The organism is Paenibacillus sp. FSL W7-1279 (genome assembly GCF_037969845.1).
In the GTDB taxonomy this organism is placed as follows: domain Bacteria; phylum Bacillota; class Bacilli; order Paenibacillales; family Paenibacillaceae; genus Paenibacillus_AQ.
Window position 1 is genome coordinate 5,660,471 of the sequence record NZ_CP150215.1, and the last position, 26,217, is coordinate 5,686,687.

Consider the following 26,217-nt stretch of genomic DNA (forward strand, 5'->3'; position numbering starts at 1 on the left):
CCCCATGTACTGGAAATCGTGGCAAACAAGAAGGCTCTGGGCAGCCTGCCTATCTATCATGGTTATTTTGCTATCCGTCGTTTGGCTCGTTTGGCCCTCAAACCAGCCCGATTCGTCATCCATTGTCAACCCTATTCGCGTGCTGACAAATACGGTTGTCCATAACCTGGAGAATGGGCATGCCGACTTGCTGCTGACCGATGCTCCGATTCGGGGGCAATTAACCAGCTGGAGTCAAGAGACAGGGATCGGCCTCAAGGTTGTTTTTCCTGACGGAACGATGATCTATGACAGCGATGATTCATCCGTGCGCCATATTCATCCCCGCTTTGAACTCGACTACACGCTGCGTATTTCTGACAGCGAACCGTCTTATTATCATCTCGCTTTTCCGCTGCTGGACGCCGGCAGCAAAAGCTTTGTGGGCTACGCTCAGTTTGCTGTGCCTGCATCTGTCGTAGCCTCAGCCTTCCCCTCCTCAGACTTGCCGCTATATGTGCCATGGGCGCTGCTATCTCTGGCCCTATTGACGCTGCTTTATTTATTCTTCTCCATCGGACGCCGGGTGCAGCATGATTGGGTTGAGCCTGTCGCCGGGCTCAAGCCTTATGCCGAAGCCATATTGAAAGGCAACTACGAGCAGCGTGCCGAATGGACCAGCGATAACGAGGTCGGGGAGCTCTATGCCGTATTTGATCTCATGCGTGAAGAGATTCGTAATTTGCATATGCAGCAAGCCGCGCACAGCCAGTCGCACAAAGAGCTGATTTCCAATCTGTCTCATGACTTAAAAACTCCGCTGGCAACGATCAAAGCCTATATCGATGCAATTCGGGAAGGCATATGCCCGGATCTGCCGAGTGTGATGGCATACCTTGAGGTGGTGCATGCGAATACGAGCAAGATGACCGTGCTTGTAGACGATTTGCTGCTGCACGCCCTGCGTGATCTGGAGCAGATTGCCGTACATCCGATTGAGCAATACAGCGCTCCAACGCTGGAGCCGATCTTGCGGGCGATGGCCCATTATATCCGTACGATGGGCGTACGCTGCCAAGAACCCTCTGCTATTCCCAACGTGCTTGTCGTTATCGATGCCATACGGATCGAGCAAGTTCTGTCCAATCTCGTCACGAACGCACTGAAGCATACGGAGCCCGGGGATACGATTCGACTCGCTGTTGAAGAACACTCGGAAACATCCTGCCTGCAGATCATCGTCTCCGATACAGGGAGCGGAATTTCCCCGCAGGATATGCCTTTTATTTTTGATCGGTACTACCAAGGCAGCGTTTTACAACGAACAGCCAGCCAACCGACCGAGCGCCACGGGGTCGGACTTGGGTTGTCGATATGCAAGTATATTATGGAAGCGCATGGCGGCACGATCTCTTTTCACAGCCAGCAGCAGCAGGGAACGACTTTCTACTTGACTCTGCCCCTCAGCTGACCCCTGTCATAATTTATTTATAATTTAATAACAAATGTGCAAGAATCGTTCTCTATAATTTGGTGGCATGGGAAGATAAGAGAGGAGATCAAAATATGCCTTCAAGCAAAACCATCATGCTGCAAGCTGCAAATTTATGTAAAACATACACCACTGGCAAGGAGCAGTACCATGCCATTCGGAATGTCGATCTTTCGATTTACGCAGGAGATTTCACGGTCATCATGGGCGACTCGGGGTCGGGAAAGTCCACCTTGCTGTATTTGCTCAGCGGACTTGATGAAGTGACAACCGGAGAAGTCTATCTGCAGGGACAGCGCTTTGATCAATTTTCAGCCAAGGAGCTTGCACGCTTTCGGGCGAATCGGATCGGTTTTATCTATCAAAACAGCAACCTTGTACCCGATCTGTCGCTGTTCGATAACATTGCCCTCCCTGGATATATCGCAAATCAGGATAAGGAACAAGTACGGCAACGGGCAAATGACTTGATGGTCAATCTCTCCCTTGATAAACAGAGCAGCCGGCTGCCTTCCCAAGTATCCGGAGGGCAGCAGCAGCGGGCGGCAATCGCCAGGGCGCTCATCAATAACCCGGACATCATTTTTGCTGATGAACCTACCGGCAGTCTGAACTACGAACAAGGCGTTACGGTGCTTGATATATTGAGCCGGATGCATGCGGACGGTCAATCGATTGTCATGGTCACCCACGACATGAAGGCAGCCTGCCGGGGCAATCGCCTTATCTACATTAGCGACGGCAAGATCGGTGGCACGCTGGATATGGGACCCTACAGTCCGGAACAGGCCTCCGAGCGGGAAGCGATGATCTTCGCTTATGTCACCGGGAGGAGGTAGTCTGGGATGCGAGCCATATTGACACTCTGCTGGGGCAACCTACGCAAAAGAAAAATGCAAAACACGCTGATCGCATTGCTTATTGCCCTATCCGCTCTACTCGTCAGCACCGCATTCACGGTCTTGATGAATACGGAGAATGTATTCAATGATCGCCATGCGGCTGCTCATGGTGCGCACGAAGTCATAAATATGACCCGTGGGCTGCATGACGAACAGTTGGTAGCCGACTGGTGGTCCAGCCAAGAAGGCGTAAACGCGTCCAGCTTAATCCCTTACAAGCCATGGACCGGACTGGTCTTTAACGGGAAAGAATTGCCCAATCTTTATCTGTATATGATCAATACCCCGCCGATGCCGCATGGGGTCAACAATCCTCTTCCCGGTACAGGCCCTGAGCATCTGACGGTTCCGGAAGTCGGCGAAATCTGGATACCCACCTCGCTTGCCTACAAATACAACATGCATATCGGCGATGAATTGGTGTTCACCTCAGGGTCTGCACCGGCACAATTCACGATCGGTGCGATTGTCATTGACATATCCCATGGCGGTCCTTTCTCGACCACTGCCCGCATCTGGATGAACGAAGCCGACTATCGGTCAACCATGGGTAGCTTGTCCACTCAGGAGCAATACATGTTGTCGCTTCGCTATTCGTATCCTGAACAAAGCGAGGAATACTGGCAGCGCTTTGAGCAGGCGCTCGGGTCGCCGTTTTTAGAGGAACGCGTTTCGTTTGCCGAATTGTCGGCCTTTTATTTCATCATGAACAAGGTGATCGGCTTTGTGATGAGTTTCCTCGGACTGGTCATGATCCTCGTCGCCTTGCTCACGATCGGCTTTACGATCACGGACACAATCCTTGCCAATTACCGCACGATCGGCATTCTCAAATCGATTGGCATGACCTCCGAACGCATCATCGGCACCTACCTGCTGCAGTACGGTTTAATGACGATTGTCGCCTTGGTCCCGGCACTGATTGCAAGCCGCTTCCTTTCAGATGTCATCATCCGGAATTCCCTGTCTTTCCTCAAATCCGACACAGCTCCTGTTCCCGTTCAAGCGGCAGACGTTGCGATCTGGACTGGCTGCGGCCTGCTGCTCATCATCCTTCTATGCGTCCTTGTTTATGCTTCCAAGACACGCCATATCGAGCCCATTCAAGCGATCCGTTATGGCATGTCGGAGTCTTCACATAGTCGTATCCATCGGCATGGTGCCCGCAAAAGACTGCTGGATCGATGGTCCGTACCCACGGTCATCGGCTGGAAGCATGTGAGCGGCAACAAAAAAAGCGCAGCGCTAATCTTTCTGTTGATGAGCATCACGGTGGCTGTGCTCGTCTTTGGCGCCATGCTGGTAACCAGCGTCTATCGAATCAGTGAAACGTCGGCTCAGTGGGGTTATGACGATGCGGATATCGCGATTATGGTTATCCATGCGGAAGGTATAGATCGGGCGGAAATGCAATCTTATATCCAAAGCGACCCTCGGGTTCACAGTCTGAACTGGTCCGGATCATCCACCGGCGTCATCGCCATGGCCGAAGAGGATGACAATCCTCAACAGACATTCAGCCTCCCTTTGACGGTCGTGGAAGGCAGCATGAACGAGATCGGATTTGCCTCGCTTGCAGGCCGTAATCCCGTACTCCCTAATGAAATTTCCATCGGGATCAATATTGCCCGTAAATTGCAAAAAGGCATCGGCGACATAGTCACGATCTACATTGAAGGAGAACCGCATCCATTGCTGATCACCGGCACCTTTCAGTCCATTTCCAATATGTCGAACGTCGCCAGGGTCACATCGGATCTTGTCGAGCACTTGAATCCGGACGCCGGGTTTATTCAACTTAAGGACAATGCGGACAGCGATGCGTTTGTGCAGCAGTTGAACGAACGTTACAGCCCTTCCATTCAAGCGCTGAAGCAGGAAGTGCTGCTCGATTCCGTATTCAAAGAAGCTGCGGCGGTTTTGCTCATTCCGATGAGTATGCTGGCCCTTCTGTTCATGGCTGTCACTTCTCTTATTGTTTATACAACCTGCCGGCTGCATATTCGTAAGGAAACGAAAACATATGGCATTTATGCCTCGCTCGGCCTGACCGCTACCGACATTCGTCGTGCCTTGACAAGCGGCATTGCCGGACTGGCTGCGCTCGGTGCGCTGGCTGGCATCGCTTGCGGCGTCTACGCATTGCCGGCCGTGCTGCGCGGTCTGCTCTCTACCTATGGGATTGTCAAGCTGCCGCTCATCATGGAATGGCCGCTGGTCATTGGGCTGACGCTGATCGCGCTTGCTATCGCCGTCAGCGGCTGCTGGCTGGCTTCGCGAATCCTCCGCCGCACCTCCCTTCGTGTGCTGGTCATGGATTCATGAAGACGCTCCATGAACAGAAGATGACCTCCGAATGTCGGAGGTCATCTTTTTACTTCTTGCCTTAATAAATCTTCTTATTTTAATTCACATCGTATTTGCTCTTTCCACTTGATAATATTTGCGATGGCATTTGTTTCACCGCCTAAATAGATATCTTCTATGGTCATTGACCAAAATTTAGATTTGCGATTTCTTTCGTTATGCGGAAGAGGGTTTGTTATTTTAGCTACCTTGGTTACTCTCTCTCGATTTTTCTTGAGTATATAGGCGGTATCCCAATCATGATCATAAGCATTCGTAAATAAATCAACCAGCAATCGGTAACCTTCCTCTGTATAGTTGGAAGGATGCTGCAGCATATAACATGAAACAAGCCAAAAATGCAAAGCATATAACGCTGGATCACGATGTTCCCACACAAGGGGAAAACCGAATAATTCATAGCAGGAAAACCCATCGATCTCCTTAGCTCCACACTCCATACATCTTCCAGACTCCATTACGGTGTGATGATCAGCCATTTTATAATCCCCCTATCCTAAATGCTACTTTCCCCAAGATTAATAGATTGACGTTGCGTAAAGTCAACTCTTTGTATTCAATTCCCCTGCCTGAATCTTATGTCGCCAGTAAAACAGAGGGCGTGATCCTTATTCCCCCTACACTTGAAATCCAAATAGAAACACATGAGGCACAGAAGGTATCTTCTGTGCCTCATGATTCAAGTATGCTTTTTGATATATTCCTCTTGTTTTTTTAATTCCATGTAACGAATAATCAGCTTATCCAACGACTGTGAAATGGCGACAACATCTTGATGCACCAATTCGAAACTGCTGGCCACTCGCTCAAGTTCTCTTCGGAGAAGTTCGAGTTTTTTCGATACTTGTTTGAGTTCACTCTCGATAGAAATCACCTTGTTCACCCACCCCCGTCGTAACAAGTGATTGATGACAGTTGCTGTTAACGCGAATCAGCCTAACGGAGGTATCCCTCGTATTCGGCAACTGGCTGGCATCGAGGACATTAGCCCCTGTGGCTTTGTGTCGCAGTCTCATACTTATAAGTATAAAATTCGACTCAACCAAAAAAAATACCCAGAATTGGGTAATCTTTACCTAAGTACTTCAATAAATTCAGCTTCTAAAGTTGTTCCATGGATAATAAATTACTTTCTGCGTAACACGTTCCGTATTCTCGATCTCCTATTCATCGCGCAGCAGAATTCGGTAGCTCTTAGTGAACCATTATGATAACCACAACAACTAAATAGACAGCGGCTCCCCAAGTAGGTTTACTTGGGGAGCCGCCGGTTGTTAGTCTATCCTCTTCTTTTTCTTAGCAGTAGCAAACCTGCAAGCAAGAGGATACACCCCGCTAACATGTAGCTGTACATATTCGTAGCCGTATTCGGCAATTTATTTCCGTTAGGCTCGTTCGTTGCCTGATCTCCGGATTGAGCCGGATCTCGTGGAGTCGAATCCGATACGCCTAATGTTGAATCGTCATGATCTTCCGGTGTTTGTGCACCAGTATTCGAATCCCCGTCGGAGTCTCCATTCGAGTCTTCATTTGAGTTCCCGTTAGAATCTTCGTCAGAGTCTTCGTTCGAGTTTCCGTTCGGGTCTTCATTCGAATCCCCGTCGGAATCACCCGTTCCACCCGGGTTCGTCGTATTTCCACCGTTGTTCTCGTTGTCCGTCACTTCAATGACATTGGATGGTTTCTCCGGAGTTGTCACGTTATCACCTGTGACTTCACCGATGTTTACGATCGCTTTACCGGCTTGTCCCGCCTTGACGGTTGCCTTGAACTCAATCGTATGCCATTCGGTATCCGTAATCCGTCCAAAGTTACCGCTCACTTTGCCGTTAACAACCTGGCCTTTGTCGCCATCAGCGTTATCGGTGACGGAGACGCCGTCCACCTTCAGGCTGCCTGCTACATACGCAAGCCCTTCCGGCAGGAGGTCAGCAATCACAAGGTTCGATACGTAGCTGCCCGAAACGGTATTGCGTGCGGAGATCGTATACTCCAGCGTATCGCCGACCGTGATGCTGCCGCCATTGAGATCCCGCGACGTCTTCCGTGATTCGATGACTGGAGAAGACGGAGTTGGTGGTGTTACAGGCGGTGTGACCGGTGGATTTGGATCTACCGGTGGATTGACGGGTGGATCGACTGGCGGATCAACCGGTGGGTCCACCGGCGGCGTGTCGCCTTCCTCAACCACAATCTCATCCGTTGGGCGGCTCGGCTGATCGATGTTGTCCCCGGTAATTTCACCGGTGTTACGAATCGATTCTCCGGCGTTCGCTACGATCTTCGCCTGGAACTCCAGCGTATGCCATTTCGTATCCCATACATCCCCGACGTTACCGACAACCTGACCTGAAGCATAATGGCCTTTGTCGCTGTCCTGGTCATCGGTGACCGAAACACCGTCGACCTTCAAGCTGCCCGGAATATATTCCAGACCGGCCGGCAGCGTATCCGATATGACGAGGTTGGACATATACGTATCGTCCAGCACCGTTCTTGTCCGGATCGTATAGGTAACGGTATCCCCGACTTCGAATGTTTGCTTGCCCGCTTCAAGATTCATTGCGGACTTCTCGGATACGATCACTGGATCGCGCGGATAGATCTTGACTTCTTCTTCCGGCTCACTAGGCTCGTCGAAATTATCGCCGGTGACAGCGGCAATATTCCGAATATCCTTGCCGGCTTGTCCGGATTGGATGATTGCATGGAACTGAAGCTCATGCCAATCCTCATCCCAGATATCGCCGAATCCTCCGTACACGGAGCGGGTTACCACATGGCCTTCATCGTCGCCTTCATCATCGGTGACGGATTGGCCATCCACGGTCAAGGTGCCCGGCACGTATTCCAGTCCTGCCGGGAGTGTATCCGTAATTTTCAAATTCGAGATATACGCATCCTGTGTCACCGTTCTTGCCCGAATGGTGTAGACAACCGTATCCCCGACTTCGAAATGGGTTTTGCCCGCATTCAGGTTTTCTGCAATTTTCTCCGATTCCACAACCGGATGACGCGGATAAACCTGAACTTCTTCCTCGGACTCGCTCGGTGTGCTCACATTCTCGCCACCGGCTACAGCGGTATTTCGAATATTTTTGCCAGCTTGTCCAGGCTCAATAATCGCTTCGAACTCCAGCGTATGCCACTCGGTGTCCGTAATATCCCCGAACAGGCCGATAACTTGCCCATCGGTATACATACCTCTGTCTTGATCGCTTGCGTCATCCGTGACGGCAGCGCCGTCTACCTTCAGGCTGCCCGGTACATATTGCAGTCCTGCCGGCAGATCGTCCGAGATAACCAAGCTGCTGACAAAGCTCTTTTCGATCGTATTCCGTGCCTGAATCGTGTACCGCAACGTATCGCCTGGTTCAGGGTTACCAGGGTCCGTGTTTCCGGCAGCCTTCGTTTGAAGGACGGCATTTTTGCTGGACTCCAGAACAGGAGGTTTGAAACGGACCGTCGTGGTGGTTTCGTTCGATTCCTTCTCTTCCGTGTCGCCTGTTAGTAAGTTGTTATAGCTGATTTGTGCTTTGTTCTTAATTTGCTGATTGGCGGCGCTTGCTAGAACCTTGACTTTAAATTGCACGGTAACGCCGTCAGCCAATTGGCTCGTATTGGCCAAGTCGCCTAACTGAATGCTGACCTGGCTGCCGTCAAAGCGACCTTCGTCGGTGTCGTCGGCATCCGTCAGGTCTTTGGTGGTCGAGCCCAGGATCAATTTCATGGAGCCAGGGACATATTCCGTTCCTTGCGGAATCAGATCCGTCACGCTTGCATCGGCGGCGATGTCTCCGCCTTCATTCTTGATCTGAATCTCGTAGGTTACTTCATCGCCGGCACTCACTTCTTGTGGAGATGCGGTCTTGTTAGCTGTCACACAAGGCGACGTACCAAGGAAAATATCATCGATGAAGTTTCCAGCTCCAATGTTTCCACTTGCTGTACTCACCGCCTCAAAGCCGAAGCGAGTGACCGTTTGTCCTGCTGGGACCGTATACGTGCCTGTATAGGTTCCCCATGCTTTGTTACCGTCCGTCATTTGTTCTTGAACTTTGGTGTCGTACGGGTTAGCCGTTGCTGCTCCAATACGAAGCTGCATCGTGTCAACCCCTTGCCGTCCCATATGGGATAGGCGCCAATAGATGGTCTGTCCAGGGGTTGTCTTCACATCCTGGTAAAGCATCCCGTTTTCATAAGCATTTAGTTCCGCCCATTTCCCGCCGTCCGGGGGAGCTGGCCAGTTCTTTACAACCGCAGGATTATTTCGCTCCCAGTCCCATAGTTCAATGACTGGATAACCGTTAGCATCATCCGTGGTCTTCCATCCAGGTACTTCGGATTCATAATAGTAGAGTCCGGACGTATTAACAGCAGTTCCCCGGACAGCGCCTTGCTCAAAACTGCCATTGATCATTGCAACTGGCCTAGCGCAAGCATCAATGACTTCTCTTTCGAGAATACCACTCGACACTTCATTAGAATCGATCGTTTCCTCTTTGCCTGCCAGTAAGTTCTTATAATCAACAGTCGCTTGATTGGTGACCGTCTGGCCGACATGGCTGGATAATGCTTTCACTCTGAATTGAACTGTGATGCCGTCAGGCAAGTCATTGGTATTCTGCAAATTTCCGAGCCTAACGATCACCTTGCTGCCGTCAAAGTGTCCTGCATCTGTATCATCTGCATCGGTTAGATCAATGGTATTGGTCCCGCTCACCATTCTCATGGAGCCTGGAACATATTCCGTGCCCGCAGGAATGACGTCTTCAAAGACGGTATTTGCGGCAACGTCTCCGCCTTCATTTTTAACTGTGACTTCGTAAGTAAGTTCATCGCCTTCAAAAACTTCTCCAGCAGGAGAAACGGATTTCTCTGCGATAACACATGGTTCAGTTCCCAGGAAGATGTTGTCCAGGTAATTACCGAAAGCCAAGGCTCCAGTAGATGTACTAATTGCTTTAAATCCAAAACGTGTTACTGTTTGACCTGCAGGAACCGTATAACTCCCGGAATAAGTTTCCCATGCAGTCCCAGTTGAAATTCTCTTTATTTCTGGCGTGGTATTGAATGGATCGTTCGTAACCGGTCCAATATTAACACTCATCGTGTCCACGCCACTATATCCTCTGTGATCTAAGCGCCAATAGATTGTCTGCCCTGGTACAGTTGGTAAATCTTGATACAGCATACTATTTGTATCCGCATTTAATTCTGCAAATCTACTCGTAAGATTGTCCTGATTCGGAGTGTTTGAAGGTATCGTGCTTGGTCGGGCAGGGTCCATGATTTGAATGATCCCTCTTGGTGTACGGTTAGTATCCGTCGTATTCCACCCTGGAACCGTGTCTGCATAGTAGTAACCGCCTCCGGCTACCGAGTTATCAAAAGTACCAGGTCCCTCCGGCTTTTCAAATTCACCATTAATCAATGCCACTGGTGATGAACAAGCATTTGGAGGATTAAGTGGATACACGTCAATCGCATTCTTCGGCTCATCAGGCATATCTAGATTGTCGCCCGTAACAGTTGCTACATTTTCGATGCTCTTACCGGCTTGACCCGAAGTGACCTTCACTTGAAAAGTGATACGATGCCACTCAGTGTCGGTTACATCGCCAATCGTTCCGGTTACTGTAGAATCGACAAACTCGCCTTGATCATTATCTCGATCATCACTGACCGGTTGCCCCTCCACTGTCAGTGTACCCGGAACATATTCCAAGCCTTCCGGAATCGTATCCGAGATAACCATGTTTCGAATCAGACTTTCGGAGATCGTATTTCGACTCTGAATCGTGTATAGCAGCGTATCTCCCACTTCAGGCTGGTCCGCAACGGTGTTTCCATCCGCTTTTTCTTGAATCTTCGCCGATTTCTGCGATTCAAGTTGAGGAGGATTTGGATCGAAATTAGGAATGACACGCGAAGCGGCATCGTAAGTAATCTCAATATTTGTAGAGCTCAGGAATCGATAGCTAAGTGTTTCTGGATCAAGTTCGTATACGAGCGTGTTGGTGTTTCCAGCGCCCACATACATTTTCCCGTTCGGCAGGAAGCTAAGAGCCCGCGGTCCAGGATCGATGGATTGGCCGTCTGCACTTACCATAGGAACAGAACGTATTACTTCTGCCGTTGCCGGATCGATTTGATAGACCTTTACCTGGTCAACAAGATCCAAAAGCCAAATAAACCCGTTTTTGTCATAAAGAATGTCGCCACCGTTGCTACTTGTCAAGCCCGTAATAACCTTACGATCTTGCTGATTTGTTGTTATATCGTAGTATGCGAGATAATTCTCCCCATTTTCGGTGTAAATATAATAGTATTTACTATCCGGGCTAATTACGGCGTTTGCTGCTGTTCCGGTCAACGTGGCTACCTGTGTAGTAGCACCCGTTTCTGAAATCTTATACAGCCGATTGATGCCGCCACTTCCGCTAAATGCGTAGAAGGCATTTTCCGTCATGGACATCGCTAATCCATTATTAATGAGGAGTGAGTTGTTAAGTGCTAGGCTTGCCTTTGGGTCTAGCTCGCCCGGATTATTTCCGTCGATCTGGTAGATAGCATTCCCGGATATAATATAAGTATCAGTGTCATTAATCGAAAAGGATGCGGCCTGAGCCTGAGATGGCTGTAAAGGAAATATCCCGCCTAAAGCAACTAAAAATACACAAAACTGGATAAACAAACGCTTGATCAATTTTGTGCTCGTACCAGAATGAATACTGCTCAAACATCTCCCTCCAATCGTTGTTAGTCTTGGCCGTCATTGGACTGTAGTGAGCCTCAAATTTTAATACACTGCTTACCAAATCGAATCGAATCCGTACTATGACTCATGGAATGATCCCAATCAGTTCGGCCAGTATGAGCAAATAGCCGTTAGTTTCCTAGCGTCATCATGTACTCACGGGCTCCTACTATGTATTCTTTATTTGTTCAAATGGCGTTCCCTCCTTGAAGATTCATCTCATCTATAGACAAGGCTTGATGCCTGGACTATCATTATTTAAAATTTGAAATAAAACTAAAAAAAGAAAAACCCGTCCAAATAGCGAACGCTAAACAGACGGGGAATCCGTCGTATTCGGTAACTGGCTGGCAGTAGTACTTGCTTTTTCAGCAAATCCATTAGCCCCTGTAGCTTTGCGTCCCCACTTTTCAATGGGTTTGCCATTATCGTACGAGCATATTATTTAATTGGTAAATTTATCATTTCCTTAAAGTTACAATACAAATAATCCATAAGTTAGGTGCTAATGACTCAATTTTGCGGTAGTTTATCACTATTTGTCGTTTTTTGTGTTTCAGGCTTTTTTACTATAGATCAACAAATTTAGGTAGGACTTGACAAGCCAACAAACTTACTTTCAAAGCACTTAAGCCCATTAAATTATAGCTTAAGCCTATCTTGGTAAACAGGGAACGAGCCGCAATCCCATCCTTCCACAATAACAAACTTTTAATCCATCCACAGTGACCAACAAATCTGCATATAATTTGGGTTCATCTCCACCATGAACCTCTTCGACAAATACCTCGTAGATCACTTCCCTGGCGGTTGGAGCCGCTTGTCCCCGCAATTGCACCTCATACAACACCTCAGGAATAGGCTCAAAACGGTATCCATCCTTATCCAGCGTAAACCCAAGTCCAGCGAGATAGATTGCCATCGCTTGCAGACAGCCTTCAAATTGCAGCATACCCGGCATAACTGGATCGTTATGGAAATGGCACAAGAAAAACCATTCATCGGGCTGAATTTCCTTTTTGGCCTTTAAGTAACCTAACCCCCAAGGTCCCCCTTGCGGATCAAAGCATTCTACTTCATCAATCATGAGCATTTTTCCCGATTGAATACGCGGTGATCTTGTGTGCGTAAATGCCATTTCATATCCATTTCCGAAGCATTCGGCAGTACGCCCTTTGGAAAATAAGCTTACTTGTTCCTTGGTGAAAGAGCGATGTTCGCAAACCACAACAGGAGTATCCCGTCTGGCGTCTGCATTAAAGCGTGCAGCTTCAGCATCCCATTTCACACCACGGGCTCCAAGCAATTCATCTTTAGTGAAGAAACCTACCTGACCTTTTCGCACGGTCAAGCGTTTCTGTCCTGCGGCATAACAGTCAGTGTGGAAAAAGGTCAGCCACATCTCGCCATTATTGACGTGACCATCCACAGTAAGTTCGGATGTAATTGTAGAATCAGGCTTAACAAGCGATTCATGAAACATGAACTTACAGCCTATTAACCGTGTAAGGCGTTCCCCTTTATTATATGAATCGATACCCAACGAGGACATGATCAGTGTAATAGGGTTTACCAGCGATTCAAGCATGAGACCTAATGACATATAACCATCATGTAAAAACCATGAGTCTTTCGAAACATCTGTTTCAAACCATATCTTACCAAGTCCAAGAGTGCCCGGCTCACCTTCCATACCGAGAACCCGATCAGCGAATAACAGCGGGGGTTTGGGCATACGCGTTTGATGAGCATACTTGTCCTGGAATTTGAATCGCTCTCCTAATATATCTGAAATCTTTCCTGACGTTAACACCTCAAGTTCAGGTCGGGAAAATGAAGGCCCCACAGGTCGAAATGGATATGAATGGTTACTTGTTTCTGTTGATTCAACGGTTTTCTTAAAGCTCATATCTGTCCTCCCATCCTTGGCCGACTCGATCTCCAGTAATTATGATGTCAACCGCCGAGAATATGAAATCCTGAGTCAACATGTAAGATCTCTCCGGTGACGCCTCTTGATAGATCGCTAATAAAAAATAATGTTGCATCTCCGACTTCGTCCTGGTCAACACCTCGACGCAAGGGGGACTTATCCTCGATGTCATGCATTTTCTTTTCAACGCCGGAAATAACTTTAGACGAAAAGGTAGGAACAATACCAGCAGATACAGCATTAACACGTATACCGTATTTTCCGACATCATCTGCCAAATAACGCACACTTGCTTCCAAAGCCGCTTTAGCAGCTCCCATCACATTATAGTTTAGGCCAGACAGTATTCGTTCTGAACCCAGGTAAGTTTGCGTAACAATACTTCCGCCTTCAGTCATGAGCTCCTTTGCTGCTCTTGTTACAGCTACAAGCGAATAAGCGCTAATTTCCTGTGCCAGTAAAAAGCCGTCACGAGAAATGTCTGTAAATTCTCCTTCAAGGTCCTCACCCCTGGCGAAAGCAATGGAGTGAACAAGTCCGTGAATCACACCGACTTCATCCTTGATTTTAGTAAAGGCTTCCTGAATGCTATCATCGCTCGCTACATCGCAGGAAACAATTAACTTGGGGGTTATGTTATGTTCGTCCAGTAACTTAACCAATTTTTTATAGGATCGTTCCCTTTTGTTCGTAAAGATTAAATTTGCTCCTGCATTATGTAAGGATTTTGTAATCCCCCAAGCAATACTTCGCTCATTCGCGATCCCCATAACAACCACATTTTTCCCTTTTAATAAGCCCGGCATTTTCTACCTCCTGAATTTGTTAATCAACCATCAACAAATGGATTTTCGAAAAATAGGAAATGAATTGTTCAGGTCGAACATGTATGACATGACTAGCAAAATCAGGGCTGGCTGAACAAACAGAAAGCTTATAATTAGCAATCGTATCGTACTGCCTGAAATAGTAAGTTGATTCATCGAAATATATGGATGATACTAAAAAATTATCCTCGTGAACAAGATTAAACGTGTTCAAAGGTATATGAAGGCCTTACCCACTGCTTTTTATAAAGCTCTCTTTTAAAGTCCATAGGTCATAAAAGGCTTCCAACCTTTTGTGATAAGAAACTATATTTATTAATTGAAGATAAATGATTAACACATTCTTTTCGATAAAATCTCCTTAATCGCTGAAACAACCATTTAATTCAGCTTTTGCAACAACCTTATCCCCTACCATGGCCTCAGCCTCGGCGAAGATTGCATTTTCGATGACTCTTGTGAACTTGCATGTATATATAATTTGATCGCCTGGCTTGACTTTATCTAAAAATCTTGCCTTTTTAATTCCGGTAAACAGGAAGATTTTCTTCTCAGAGTCTTCTGTCTTACAAATTGATAATTTATGAAGCAAAATGAGGGATTGAGCCATACCTTCGATTAATAAAACACCCGGAAAAATTGGATTGTCAGGAAAATGCCCTGGAAAAAACCATTCATTGAAACTTACATTTTTCAAGCATGTGATATGATCATTGACTTCATAATCCAGTACCGAATCTACGAAAATAAAAGGATAATCCTGTGGCAAGAGAGATCTGACCTCATTGGAGCCTAGTCTCATAAGTAGCCAACCTCCCTCTCATCAGACACTTTCAAGCATCAGACAACTCGTTATCCCTGACAAGTCTTGTGATGTAGTCACTATGTTTTGTTTTTTAGTATCCCTTATATCATTCGATGTTAAATAAATCGGAGTTTTTTCCAGATCACGATGATTAAGCTCTGAAAGAGCTATGCTTTTTGGTAAAATGCCCTTGTTAAGCGCCATCAAACCTGCTGCTGCCTGGAACACTCCAGATGCTCCGTATGTTTCGCCAATCGTCCCTTTAAGTGAACTAATGGGAATCTCCGGATTCGCGGATCCAAATAAATTATGAATTGCGTTCATTTCCACCCTATCCTGCGGATAAAACCCACTGGCTCCTGAGATGATCCCACTTGTTTCACTGAAAACCCTATCCGCCTGCTCGAAGACTTGCCCGATCGCTCTTTCCATGGCATGAATGCGCGAATCTTCATCAACAGCGAAAGTGGTGGAATATGAAGCTATTTTTCCCAGTGGAGTTCCTCCACGCTCCAGGCAATGTGATAATTTTTCCAACAAAATAACCGAAGCACCTTCTCCCGGTATCCATCCCGTACTATCTGAAGAAAAGGGCTTGCCGGCTCTATCTGAATATTCTTTTGGCAGAACATTAGAATTTTGATAAATCCATAAAACTCTTTCGTTGATCTCTTCTACCCCGCCTACCAAAACCTGTTTAGCTTGTCCTTTATGGATGGATGAAACAGCGTAAGCTATTGCATCAAGTCCAGCACATTGTCCAGTAGCAATCGTAGTGTTGAATGCGCAGGCATTCATTCTAATAGCAAGTTGTGCAGCTGGAGCGTTGGCTATGGTATTTGGCGCCTGCATTGGGCTTACAGATTGGGGGCCCACAGTAATGGTTGTATAATCATAATCTGAAATGGCCTTGAGTCCGGAAAAGTTGCTTGCCACAACGACCCCCAAGTCCAAGGCCTCTGATTCCGATGCTGGATTGAGGTCACCCAATCCGGCATCTTGCCAGCATCGCACTGCAGCGCTCAACAGGTATTGTGTGCTGAGTGATAGATATTTTAACCCACGCTTGCCGATTAACTCTTCCGGGTTCCAATGGTCAACACAAATGGTTTCAATGACAGGCAGGTCTAGAAAGTCATTGCTTTTTGGACTTGTACTTTTTGAATCTGACTCCCCTATAAGACGCTCCCAAAATTGATTCTTATCCGTTCCAAACACGGATACAGATCCCACACCTGACACTACAACCGGATCATTATCATTCCACATTATCGATCTCTCCTAATATTATTGAACATATGTTGCCTCCAAAAGCAAAAGAGTTACTAAGAACGGTATGAACAGAACTGTCGATACTCTTATTTGGGATAACATTTGTAATACATTCCGGATCCGGGGTCGAATAATTCATGGTGGGAGGCAGCACTTGATGTTTTATAGACAAAGCGCTCGCTACTGCTTCAATTGCGCTGGCCGCCCCCATGGTATGACCCAGCATTGATTTTATGGAACTGGTTGGAATTTGATCTAATAATGATCCAAATACGGATTGCAATGCCTTGGATTCGGTTGAGTCATTGGCAGGTGTGCCTGTTCCATGAGCACTAATATAAGAGATTTGTTCTTTCTTGATTTTTGCATCCTTCAATGCGTTATTCATTGCAATTTGTGCGCCTAATCCTTCAGGATGTGGGGCAGTCGGATGGTGAGCATCACAAGAAAGACCATAACCAAGCAGTTCGGCATAAATCGGGGCGCCTCGTTTTAGGGCAGTTTCCAGATTTTCTAAAACTAACACTCCAGCCCCTTCGCTTACCATCATACCCTTGCGGTTTTTATCAAATGGTTGACAAATATCCGGCGCCATTGCCCCCAATCTGTGAAAAAGCGCAAAACAGCTTCGTGATAATCCATCCGAGCCACCAACAAAGACAATGTCCGCAGCGCCGCTTTGTATTAATTCACTGCCCTGCCCAATGGCATAATTTCCGGCAGCACATGCTGTAGGGATTGTAATAGATGGCCCTTCCGCCCCTAAATGCTTTGAGACACTGCCGGATATATATGAATCCGGGTATGCGAAGATCGACGGCGGTATAGTATTCGGGTTATTACTGATTCTAATATCGTGATCATCTTCAACGATGGATTGGTTTCCCATCGTAGTTCCTATGCACACACCAACTCTTGTTTTATCCGCAAATGACGTAATATTGGCATCATCTTTAGCCATTTGAGCTGCAGCAACTGCTAGCTGAGAAGTTCTGGCTAATTTACTTGCATGGGTATTGGCCAGGAATTGAACGGGATTAAAGTCCTTAATTTCTCCTCCGCGAGTAACCGTGAATTTATTTACATTGAAAGCTGTAATTTCTGATATTCCATTTTGTCCCTGACAAAGCTTGTCCCAAAAATCCCGAACTCCCGCACCTATAGGTGATATTACACCTAGCCCAGTTACTACAACTCTGTTAGCCATTATAAATCCCCCACAAATTATGATTTTGAATCTAATTTTTCACTAACCATCTTGATGACATCATTTAGGGTCTCCATCTCTTTGATATGCTTTGCCGGTATAACGACTTTGAGTTTCTTCTCTATTTCATACACAATTTCCAGGGCCACCATGGAATCGACACCCAGATCCTCTACAAAATTGTCATCATCTGCGAATTCATCGATTTCAATAACGTCTGCGACCAGCTTTGTCAATTCATCTCTCAGTTCTTTTGTTTCCATTTTTAATTCCCTCCAGGTATAAAATTCATTTAAAATACTTATGCATTCCAACCACCATCTACATTTAATACCGAACCTGTTATATATGAAGACTGTTCTGATAATAGAAAGCATATTGCATTTGCAACTTCTTCCGGATCTCCGAGCCTTCCCAGAGGAATAGATTTCTCTTTGGAAAGCCTCATTTTTTCACTTATGGATTGATACATATCTGTATTGATATAACCAGGTGCAACTGCATTAACCCTGATGTTGAATCTCGCTATTTCAAGTGCGAGTGACCGAACCAATGCGATTTGACCAGCCTTTGAAGCGGAATAGTTAGCTTGTCCAGGCACTCCAATCAAACCATTTACTGAACTAACACAAACGATTGAACCTGAACGTTGTCGAATAAACTTAAATGATGCTGCTTTTAAATAATTGAAAGTCCCCGTTAGATTAGTAGAAATCACTTCACTCCAGCTCTCTTCATCCATCATCACCAAATTACTGTCCCTAGTGATTCCAGCATTAACTACCAAACCATCCAGTTGAGAATTATCTTTACAGACCGTTTCTAGTACTTCGGAAGCGACTAAAGGATCGGTTGAATCCGCTTGAATACAGGTTATTTTCCCGATTCCTTTATCCACCACGTAATTACACAATTCCATTGCAGCAGCTTCATTTTCTTTATACGTAAAAGTAACATTAGCTCCCTGCTCGGCCAGTTTTATTACTGTTGCTCTTCCTATACCTCTCGAACCGCCTGTTACTAAAAAATTCTTTCCGGTTAAAATTCTAATCCCCCCATCCACTTTCAATGTTCCGCCAAATAGTCATAAATGACATCCGGCGCGGATAACCCCAAATCAGTAACAATATGCGAAGCTGATACAACCTCAAGCACGGGGAGATCTGCCAGTGGGGCCAACGCATGGGCAAACAATTGCAGCCGGGCTGGGGCCGTCCAGGCACCATGAATGGTCAGATTTTTGATCTGAGTACGCATCAGTTGGCATACCTTCTGAGTTCCATCATAGTTCGGCACAATTTTGAGCATAAATGTCGGTTGGCAAATCTCTTGGCGGGCCTGCTCCGGGTCGAGAGCCTGATGTTTATATCCCATCGTTGCGGTGGCTACACGTAAAGACCCGTAGTCCAGCGTACCGACTAATGTGTCCGAATCAATATACAGTTTTGGAGAGCCCAGTTTTTTCGGATATGCGCTGATCTCACGTCCGGCCGCGATCGCAGGAAGACTGTCCACATACATCGCGTGCTGGTATTCACCCTTCTCCCCATTAAAGCTCACCGGTATCAGCTGGCCAGATTCTGTATAGGCCCCCAAACCGGTAACATCCGGCATGTACATGAGCTCAAATTTGACTAAAGGCTCATCAATTTCAAGCGGCTCAGGGACTACACGTCTCAAGGCTTCCGTGTCGGTACGATATAGAATGTTCAGGTATTCCCGGTTACGAAAATGATAAGGTCCAACAGGATAAGCAGGAGCTCCCAATGGAGTCGACATTTGCTTGCGTACCTCATGCAGTTTCAATAGTTCCATCCCTTTCCTTTTGAAAGAATTCACTTCTCCCGCCTTCTCAATTTCCATAAAAACAACAACCTCGTATTTTTCCACAAAAATATCAATATGATGAATATCTTCTTCTGGTATAGCTTCGGTTAACTCTTGCATTTGCTCCTTGGTACGGTAAGTGATCCACCAATCCAACGCTGCCTCCATATAAGCAATAGAGGGGGTATCAGGAAGCCAATTGGCTATTAACAATCGACCTCCGGGATTGAGCAAATTAAATAATTCGTTAACTAATTTTTTGGCAACTCCGTTGGGCAGATAATCAAATACACCAACACTGTATATAAAATCAAATCCAGGAAGAGGCACTTCATTTTCAATGATGTCAACTATGGAGGCAGGAATCGTTTCGCCAAAGTCTTTTATGATTTCCGCTGCAACCGAAAGGGCCTCCTGATCTTGATCAATAGCAACAAATTTCCCAATGCGTTTATTCTTAACCGCGACACTTTCCAATACTTCTCTCAAATGGCCGCTAGGAAAAGAGAGAATATAAGGGTTCGCAACTCGTTCTGCTGTTTCGTCAATCTTGCTGGAAAATATACGTTTTCTTTCGCGAACAGCATCATTTGCATAACTTATACGATTAAGCTCGTAGTTGAGAAGCTCGGAAATTTCTGCTTGTCTGCCCTCGTAAGGTGGCGGTGCTGTTTTGTCGAAGTCATAGATGGAATCCATCATTACGGGATCACCAGCATAACCGCGCGGTTTGTCAAATGCTCGACGAGAAAACGGTTCTTGTAAGAAAAAATAGCTTACTGCATGTTGACGATATTGGGCAATAAACTGCTTCCAATCTTTTTTTGAAGAATGTCTGCGTATGCTGTCTAATCCATGATAAAGGGCATTAAATGCTTCAGAGAAAAGACCTTGATTAATCTTCGTCTCAACATCATCAAGTAAATGTTTTTTGTTAGTTTTGTCCATACTCTAGATTTTCCTCCCAAGAAGACATCCCTACAGGCATAAATATGTAGAATAGGTTGCTGACGATATTTGGTGAGATAGTTTGCCTCTAATCTTCTGAAGACTACAATTAGACATTTTTATATTTTTTCACCACCTTTAGCAATATCACTCAAAACACAAAAACCCCCCGCCATGATTAAATAGACTGGGGTCCCGTCGTATTCGGCAACTGGCTGGCATAGTGTTTATATCCACCTTAGCCCCCGTAGCTTTACGTCGCCACCTTTCGATGGGTTTGCTATTGTCGTACGAAGTATGAAATTGTCAAAATGTTCATTAATCCTTCAACGACAACTTACTTTAAAGTATAAAATTCGACTTAAACAAAAAAAATACCCAAAATTGGGTAGTTTATACTTATGTATTTTAATTTAAATTTTAAGTAAATTTCCTAAGGAATGCTCCTTTATGATTAACGCTCGTCTTTGCGTATATCTTTTTAATAAAAGTACGGACCGTGCTTTGACTAATCCCATAAATGCCCGCAATTTCAGGTACGTTTTTATTTTCCAGCCATCCATAAGCTATCTCTTTCTCACGATTTGTTAATTCATATTGGTCAAAGTGAGAATAAGTCAGCTCTTTTTGTAGAATGGGGTCCTTTTGAGGCAGTTTTTCTTCAATATTTTTAGCCAGGTGTTCAATGAGTGGTATGGCAAATGTAACCTCGTGTAAATAATGAAAACTCAGGCCAAGGTAGCCTATAATCACATTTTTTATTCGAATTGGCGTACATACACATGACAGCTCGGCAAACAATTGGTTGGTGTGCCGGGTACCAATTACGACAGAAACCGATTGATTTTCCATCGATAAAGAAATGGCATTGACCCCTGCGGTTTTCATCGCAAATGATGTGCCTTTTTTTATATTATTTCTTTCAAAATATCCTTTTAACAAATCCGTGCCGCAATAATCGATAACGGCACCATCCGTATCTGTTATAACAAATAAATAAGGTATGGACAGCAAATCGTTCATATTCCTGGTTTCCTCTTGCAGCAAATATAAAATTTCTTTCCGTTCAATCAACCTTCCTTTTATTTCAGACATACTGAGGATATTAGGAAAATGATCGTTTGCTTCCAGCAGTGTTCTACGGCCCATTATTTTCCCTTCTTCCTTTTAAGAATAAGTGATTAATAATGAAATCGATCTTCTAGTCATCTCCGCTTCTGAATTCGGTAGCTTATAAGCGAAAATAAACAATAAAAAACCACCATCCATTAAGATAACCATAGCAAAATAGGACGGAGGCTTCCGTCGTATTCGGCAACTGGCTGGCATCGCGGTCTTAGGCAGATCCGCATTAGCCCCTATAGCTTTGCGTCGCCACTTTTCAGTGGGTTTGCTATTATCGTACGAAACGATTCGATTGTGTGCCGAAAATTATATCTACGATTCACCTGCCTTTCAATATATTTAAAGTCCCTTTTCAGGTAGATAAGACTGTTAAGACTAGTACAGGTCCCCCTTTCATAAAATTTAATAAACAACACAAATAGCCTCCATCAGCTTAAAGACATAGGTGGAAAAACTAGTAAGAAGAGACGGAGGCTTCCGTCGTATTCGGCAGCTGGCTGGCATCACGGTCTTAAGCAGATCCACATTAGCCCCTGTAGCTTTGCGTCGCCGCTTTTCAGCGGGTTTGCTATTGTCGTACGAAGAGTATGAATTTGTCGAATATCCAAACATGTTATGACTTATTCAAACTATAACTTACATTGTTTTTCATTTAATATAGGTCGTACGACCCAAATTTCCATATTTTTGTTAGATTTGTCAATCACTCTTACACGTATACAGAATCACTTTTTGCGCCAAGCGGGTTGATAGACCGATTTCGGGGGAGGGAACTGGTGAATCCAGTTAATGATCCGGGTTGATATCCACTGGCATACAACAGCAAGGATAATAATTTTCCAATCGATCACATAGGCAGCGAAAGCGAATATAATTCCATTCATCCAGAACAATGAGGTGCCCGGGTTGATTCTTTTATACTTATAAATGGCTAAGGCAACATAACCGATTCCCCCATTCGATACCCTCTGCTTTATGAGGATGGCGACACCTGTTCCGAGAATAACCGAGCCGAATAGAAGATCGATCCATACGTTGCCGAACGGGGGTTCTAGGAACACCTCGAAGAAATTAACGGAAACGGACGTCACTGTTATAACAAATATGGTCCCGAAGGCACTGACTCCATCAAGATAAGGGACTGTAAAGGCAAGGAAAATAAAATTAGCCAGCCACAGTCCGAGACTCATCGGGATCTCAAACGCATGGTTCAGAAGCACCGCGATCCCTGCTCCTCCTCCCGAAGGAATGGCGTGAGGAAACAAGAACATGGCCATGGCAAAACCTTGAATGATGGAGCCGGCGGTAATGTAGAAAAGTTTCTTGGAAGCATGACGATAGAAAAAGGGGCTCTTCCGCCCGGGTAGGATCTGTAAGTTCACACGGAATCATCCTTCATCGATTAGAGTAACAAGCTAGTCCTGCTTTTTTAAGTGTATGCTTGTTCCCTGGAGGGGATACCGGGATAGATCTTTTTAACGAAAATATGTATAGGCTGACTCTGGAGATATCCATAGGCAGCCCTCTAGTATTTAACATTCTCTTGTGGTTTGGTCTATGTTTAAATTACGTAACAAAATCCATCGGTTTGTTTCTCTCTCACCCCGAGTTCAAACGTATCTTGACGAAGACCCCGGCGCATCGTTTCAAGGGAAAGCACTTCGGTGGGTTGGATATTTCCCAAATGTACATGAGATCCAAATTTGCGGAGAAGCATCGCTTGCTGCTGCTTAAGAGGTGCCTCCCAAATCAGCTTTCTTGCATCCGACACGTTGTCGATGATATTATTTATCATTTCTTCCTGGCACTCGCCATGCTTATCGTAAATACCGATGCCTAGTCCAGACTCGCGCGCTTCAACAATGATAAACTCCGCGCCTACGTCTAAATCCGCTTCCATCGTATACGCGAGCATTTCGGCGTCGATGTGGGAACCGGATTGTTTTTTACCATACTCCGTAAAAACCCGAAGTCCGCGTTGTTTACCTTCCCGAATGAGTTCCGTTCGTTTTTTTCGCGACATCTCAATCGTGCCGTCAGATACTTCTATCGCGTTAAATCCAAGACGGCAAACGGTATTAAAAAATGCGGGGACGACATCTTGCTGCACGGCTGTCTCAAGCAAGGTCCCGCCGGGCATGACCGTGATTCCATGTTGTTTGGCTAGATTGATTTTGTATAGCAGCATTTCCGTTTTATACAGCGGAGCCGTCCCAAAACCGAATTTGACACAATCGATGTAATCCGAGGCTGTTTCAATCACATCTGAGAACATGTTTCTACCCAGGCCTTTATCAATAACCATCGTCATCCCGCGTTCCATGACCCCGTAGGTGTCGTGGTCTTTTTTGCCGTGTTCGGGATTTTCGCGCAGCCCGCTCGGATCACATATCTCCATGGGCCAAACTGTTCGCAGAGAACTGTTCATTCTAGGATCTCCTCAATTCTTTTTGATTTAGTCGTTTAATCCAATGACATTGGCATAATATGCTCATACCCATTGACAGGTGCCCATCTTTTGTCATAGGGATTCGTCACGGTCATCCGATCTGCCGAGGCGGTTTAATCAAAAAGAACACCAAACCTAGAGTAACCAAAGATAGTGAAGACACGGTTATAAAAACAACCTGATCCGATTTATCCATCATCCACCCGAACAAGGGCGGCCCTGCTGCAACTCCCAAAAATCGCAAGCTATTATAAAGGGATGTAATCATCCCTCGCTCACTTTTCTCAACTGCACCGGTGATCATCGTATTCAGGCAAGGAAGAAGCATTCCGGTTCCGATACAGCTGACTGTCAGCAGCCCGATAAACACATAAATGTTCTTAAAAAAGAAAAGTGTAGCTGCCAGAGACAGGGTCATGGCAATCAGCCCGATATTCATCAGCCAACGAATCAACAGGCCATTCTTCTTGATCAAGCTTCCCGTCGTATAGGAAGTGATAACCATCCCAAGTAATGGAATGGCCAAAATCAAGCCCTTCACGACCCCGTCAATGTTATACGGCTTGTCTTCAAGAATGTTGGATAGATAAAACAGTATGCCAAACAAAATGAATAGCCCCAGCGAACCGGCAAAAAAAGCAGTGATGAGCCAGCGGCCTTTTTCTTTAAAGATGTCCCCGATTTTTCCAAGGTACTTCCTTAGTTCTTGCTTTGAATGTTGTTTTGATTCTTTGATCATAAAAATGACGGCCAACAACGATAGTGCACAGAACACGGGAAATGCAAAGAAGGAAGCATACCATACGATCAGCATAAGCAGGGAGCCGATGATCGGGCTGAGTACCTTGCCGGCGCCATTGGAGGCTTCGATTAGTCCCAGTGCCTTGCTCTCTGTCCCGCCATCGTATAAATCGCCGACGAGCGCCATGGCAATCGGTGCTGTTCCGGCGGCCGCTAGCCCCTGAATCGCCCTCGCGGTAATAATCACCCCAAAAGAGTTCCAAATAGCACCGAATCCTGCCAGAATACCGGAACCTCCATATATGATCAGGGCGGGTATAATAATAACTTTGCGTCCAAATCGATCGGACAAATAACCAATAATCGGAATAAATAAGCCAGCTGCCAAGGAGAAAATCGTGATGATCAAGCTGCTTTGGAATTTACTGATACCCAGTTCCCTTTGCATTTCAGGAAGCCCCGGAACTAGCATGGAATTGCCAAAAACGAGCACGATCGGGATCGTTGCCAGTGCGATAAATTCCCACACTTGACCCTTTGAACCGGTAGAAGTTTTTGATTTTCCGGTGGATTCGCTGTCTTGTGTCTCCTCGGAGTCGGTCTGCAGGTCGATATCGCTATGAAAGCTGATATTCAGTTTTCGCTTTTTGGTCTTCTCCATGGTATCGCTCCTCGGACTTGAAGTTCGTGTAGAACAGAACATTTTCTTTATTTCCATGCTTCCTAATTATCACCACATCCGGATTTAATATTCCATCGCTGCTGCTGAATCCATTAGAGGATTTGAGCACTCCTTGGTTTTGGGCAAATATACTGTTACTAAAATAGCCCATTATGCCGGGGAAAAGGGGATACGACATGCCGATACAGATTATTCAAGGACACCATCACACCTTGGACGCATCACACATCAATATTGTAATTGATGTTATAAGGGCTTTTACCGTAGCGCACTATGCCTTTATCCATGGGGTTCAGGGTATCATTCTGGCAGGAACTCTGGACGATGCCTTGCGTCTAAAGAAAATCTATCCTGACTTTTTATTGGCGGGAGAGATACAGGGTCTGCCGATTCCGGGGTTTGAGCTGGATAATTCGCCTGCGCGTTTACATGGCTTCGATCTTCGGGAGAAATTTCTGATCCAAAAGACTACCAATGGAGTTACAGCCACCCTAAACGCATTGAGCACCGAGCATCTATTCGTTACCGGGTTCACAAATGCAAGAACAACCGCAGAGTTTATAAAGAGGAACTTATTAAAAGACGATGACATGACGATTAATGTAATTGCTTCGCATCCGTCAGGGGATGATGATCTGGCCTGCGCACAATATATATCGGAAATTCTCCAAGACACTAATCGTATATCTGCCGAACAAACCATTGAGCGAATTCGAAAGTCAGAAGCGGCCGGGAAGTTTTACGATATTGAAAGACCGGAATTTTTACAGGAGGATATTTCGTTTTGCATCCAAGAGATCCCTTCCGATTTTGTAATGAAAGTGAATCTGAACAAAAACCATCCGTTGATTGAAAGGCTCCAGGTGGGGGTCTTTAATCACTGATTATGCCAGGTACCGCT

Annotated in this window: 19 protein-coding genes, 1 pseudogene and 4 riboswitches; of the genes and pseudogenes, 4 read left to right on the forward strand and 16 right to left on the reverse strand. The window is 45.8% G+C overall.

All coding sequences use genetic code 11. The features are described from left to right. The first annotated feature begins 4 nt into the window (after positions 1–4). From MKY82_RS25515 to MKY82_RS25525, 3 genes are all read left to right on the forward strand, one after another. Entirely contained in the window at positions 5–1,450 is a 1,446-nt protein-coding gene (locus tag MKY82_RS25515; RefSeq protein ID WP_339294658.1) for a HAMP domain-containing sensor histidine kinase, read from the forward strand. A 95-nt stretch (positions 1,451–1,545) separates the two neighbouring features. Next, a complete protein-coding gene (locus MKY82_RS25520) occupies positions 1,546–2,310 on the forward strand; it encodes an ABC transporter ATP-binding protein (RefSeq protein ID WP_339294659.1) in 765 nt (254 codons plus the stop codon). Positions 2,311–2,316: 6 nt separating this feature from the next. After that, a complete protein-coding gene (locus tag MKY82_RS25525) occupies positions 2,317–4,698 on the forward strand; it encodes an FtsX-like permease family protein (protein WP_194544079.1) in 2,382 nt (793 codons plus the stop codon). 74 nt (positions 4,699–4,772) lie between these two features. Here MKY82_RS25525 and MKY82_RS25530 read toward each other — a convergent pair whose 3' ends face one another. The 16 genes and pseudogenes from MKY82_RS25530 to MKY82_RS25605 form a co-directional block, all read right to left on the reverse strand. Next, on the reverse strand, positions 4,773–5,219 hold the full coding sequence (locus MKY82_RS25530) for a DUF5946 family protein (protein ID WP_194544080.1): 447 nt from the start codon (positions 5,217–5,219) through the stop codon (positions 4,773–4,775). 200 nt (positions 5,220–5,419) lie between these two features. Continuing rightward, a complete protein-coding gene (locus MKY82_RS25535; RefSeq protein ID WP_339294660.1) occupies positions 5,420–5,614 on the reverse strand; it encodes a Spo0E family sporulation regulatory protein-aspartic acid phosphatase in 195 nt (64 codons plus the stop codon). 405 nt (positions 5,615–6,019) lie between these two features. Then, the gene (locus MKY82_RS25540) at positions 6,020–11,212 is read right to left on the reverse strand and encodes an isopeptide-forming domain-containing fimbrial protein (RefSeq protein WP_339294661.1); all 5,193 of its coding nucleotides are present in this window, start codon (positions 11,210–11,212) and stop codon (positions 6,020–6,022) included. Between the two features lie 623 nt (positions 11,213–11,835). Continuing rightward, positions 11,836–11,934: riboswitch (cyclic di-GMP riboswitch) on the reverse strand. A 221-nt stretch (positions 11,935–12,155) separates the two neighbouring features. Continuing rightward, positions 12,156–13,409, reverse strand: coding sequence for a hypothetical protein (locus tag MKY82_RS25545; protein ID WP_194544083.1), 1,254 nt, complete (start codon positions 13,407–13,409; stop codon positions 12,156–12,158). Between the two features lie 47 nt (positions 13,410–13,456). Further along, positions 13,457–14,239, reverse strand: coding sequence for an enoyl-ACP reductase FabI (fabI, locus tag MKY82_RS25550; protein WP_194544084.1), 783 nt, complete (start codon positions 14,237–14,239; stop codon positions 13,457–13,459). A gap of 382 nt (positions 14,240–14,621) precedes the next feature. Beyond that, positions 14,622–15,062 carry a 3-hydroxyacyl-ACP dehydratase FabZ gene (gene fabZ, locus MKY82_RS25555; protein ID WP_194544085.1) on the reverse strand — a complete coding sequence of 147 codons (441 nt, stop codon included), beginning with the start codon at positions 15,060–15,062 and terminating at the stop codon, positions 14,622–14,624. 21 nt (positions 15,063–15,083) lie between these two features. Further along, positions 15,084–16,334 carry a beta-ketoacyl synthase N-terminal-like domain-containing protein gene (locus MKY82_RS25560; protein ID WP_339294662.1) on the reverse strand — a complete coding sequence of 417 codons (1,251 nt, stop codon included), beginning with the start codon at positions 16,332–16,334 and terminating at the stop codon, positions 15,084–15,086. Beyond that, a complete protein-coding gene (locus tag MKY82_RS25565; RefSeq protein WP_194544087.1) occupies positions 16,324–17,544 on the reverse strand; it encodes a beta-ketoacyl-[acyl-carrier-protein] synthase family protein in 1,221 nt (406 codons plus the stop codon). The genes MKY82_RS25560 and MKY82_RS25565 overlap by 11 nt, the downstream gene beginning before the upstream one ends. Before the next feature lie 17 nt (positions 17,545–17,561). Beyond that, positions 17,562–17,807, reverse strand: coding sequence for an acyl carrier protein (locus MKY82_RS25570; protein WP_194544088.1), 246 nt, complete (start codon positions 17,805–17,807; stop codon positions 17,562–17,564). Positions 17,808–17,845: 38 nt separating this feature from the next. Next, a complete protein-coding gene (fabG, locus tag MKY82_RS25575) occupies positions 17,846–18,607 on the reverse strand; it encodes a 3-oxoacyl-ACP reductase FabG (RefSeq protein WP_233355050.1) in 762 nt (253 codons plus the stop codon). Between the two features lie 2 nt (positions 18,608–18,609). Continuing rightward, a complete protein-coding gene (locus tag MKY82_RS25580; RefSeq protein WP_194544916.1) occupies positions 18,610–19,359 on the reverse strand; it encodes an acetoacetate decarboxylase in 750 nt (249 codons plus the stop codon). A gap of 276 nt (positions 19,360–19,635) precedes the next feature. After that, positions 19,636–20,319, reverse strand: a pseudogene (locus tag MKY82_RS25585) (class I SAM-dependent methyltransferase); the annotation flags it as partial. A 203-nt stretch (positions 20,320–20,522) separates the two neighbouring features. Next, positions 20,523–20,611: riboswitch (cyclic di-GMP riboswitch) on the reverse strand. Positions 20,612–20,739: 128 nt separating this feature from the next. Next, positions 20,740–21,468 (reverse strand): LuxR C-terminal-related transcriptional regulator, encoded by a 729-nt coding sequence (locus MKY82_RS25590; protein WP_194544089.1) that lies wholly within the window; start codon positions 21,466–21,468, stop codon positions 20,740–20,742. A gap of 161 nt (positions 21,469–21,629) precedes the next feature. Then, positions 21,630–21,724, reverse strand: a riboswitch (cyclic di-GMP riboswitch). 205 nt (positions 21,725–21,929) lie between these two features. Continuing rightward, positions 21,930–22,024: riboswitch (cyclic di-GMP riboswitch) on the reverse strand. Positions 22,025–22,169: 145 nt separating this feature from the next. Then, positions 22,170–22,754: a YitT family protein gene (locus tag MKY82_RS25595; RefSeq protein ID WP_233355133.1), complete on the reverse strand. Its 585-nt coding sequence runs from the start codon at positions 22,752–22,754 to the stop codon at positions 22,170–22,172. Between the two features lie 251 nt (positions 22,755–23,005). Continuing rightward, positions 23,006–23,872 carry a phosphosulfolactate synthase gene (locus MKY82_RS25600; RefSeq protein WP_194544090.1) on the reverse strand — a complete coding sequence of 289 codons (867 nt, stop codon included), beginning with the start codon at positions 23,870–23,872 and terminating at the stop codon, positions 23,006–23,008. 112 nt (positions 23,873–23,984) lie between these two features. Continuing rightward, complete coding sequence (locus MKY82_RS25605) at positions 23,985–25,295, reverse strand: MFS transporter (protein WP_339294663.1); 1,311 nt, start codon at positions 25,293–25,295, stop codon at positions 23,985–23,987. A gap of 197 nt (positions 25,296–25,492) precedes the next feature. On the opposite strand from MKY82_RS25605, the gene MKY82_RS25610 reads away from it, so the two are divergent. Beyond that, complete coding sequence (locus tag MKY82_RS25610) at positions 25,493–26,200, forward strand: 2-phosphosulfolactate phosphatase (RefSeq protein WP_194544091.1); 708 nt, start codon at positions 25,493–25,495, stop codon at positions 26,198–26,200. Positions 26,201–26,217 lie beyond the last annotated feature (17 nt).

Coding starts and splice junctions, on each gene's coding strand:
- MKY82_RS25515 (WP_339294658.1), top strand. CDS start 5: ATGTACTGGAAATCGTGGCAAACAAGAAGGCTCTGGGCAGCCTGCCTA.
- MKY82_RS25520 (WP_339294659.1), top strand. CDS start 1,546: ATGCCTTCAAGCAAAACCATCATGCTGCAAGCTGCAAATTTATGTAAA.
- MKY82_RS25525 (WP_194544079.1), top strand. CDS start 2,317: ATGCGAGCCATATTGACACTCTGCTGGGGCAACCTACGCAAAAGAAAA.
- MKY82_RS25530 (WP_194544080.1), bottom strand. CDS start 5,219: ATGGCTGATCATCACACCGTAATGGAGTCTGGAAGATGTATGGAGTGT.
- MKY82_RS25540 (WP_339294661.1), bottom strand. CDS start 11,212: ATGACGGAAAATGCCTTCTACGCATTTAGCGGAAGTGGCGGCATCAAT.
- MKY82_RS25545 (WP_194544083.1), bottom strand. CDS start 13,409: ATGAGCTTTAAGAAAACCGTTGAATCAACAGAAACAAGTAACCATTCA.
- fabI (WP_194544084.1), bottom strand. CDS start 14,239: ATGCCGGGCTTATTAAAAGGGAAAAATGTGGTTGTTATGGGGATCGCG.
- fabZ (WP_194544085.1), bottom strand. CDS start 15,062: ATGAGACTAGGCTCCAATGAGGTCAGATCTCTCTTGCCACAGGATTAT.
- MKY82_RS25560 (WP_339294662.1), bottom strand. CDS start 16,334: ATGTGGAATGATAATGATCCGGTTGTAGTGTCAGGTGTGGGATCTGTA.
- MKY82_RS25565 (WP_194544087.1), bottom strand. CDS start 17,544: ATGGCTAACAGAGTTGTAGTAACTGGGCTAGGTGTAATATCACCTATA.
- MKY82_RS25570 (WP_194544088.1), bottom strand. CDS start 17,807: ATGGAAACAAAAGAACTGAGAGATGAATTGACAAAGCTGGTCGCAGAC.
- MKY82_RS25580 (WP_194544916.1), bottom strand. CDS start 19,359: ATGGAACTATTGAAACTGCATGAGGTACGCAAGCAAATGTCGACTCCA.
- MKY82_RS25590 (WP_194544089.1), bottom strand. CDS start 21,468: ATGGGCCGTAGAACACTGCTGGAAGCAAACGATCATTTTCCTAATATC.
- MKY82_RS25600 (WP_194544090.1), bottom strand. CDS start 23,872: ATGAACAGTTCTCTGCGAACAGTTTGGCCCATGGAGATATGTGATCCG.
- MKY82_RS25605 (WP_339294663.1), bottom strand. CDS start 25,295: ATGGAGAAGACCAAAAAGCGAAAACTGAATATCAGCTTTCATAGCGAT.
- MKY82_RS25610 (WP_194544091.1), top strand. CDS start 25,493: ATGCCGATACAGATTATTCAAGGACACCATCACACCTTGGACGCATCA.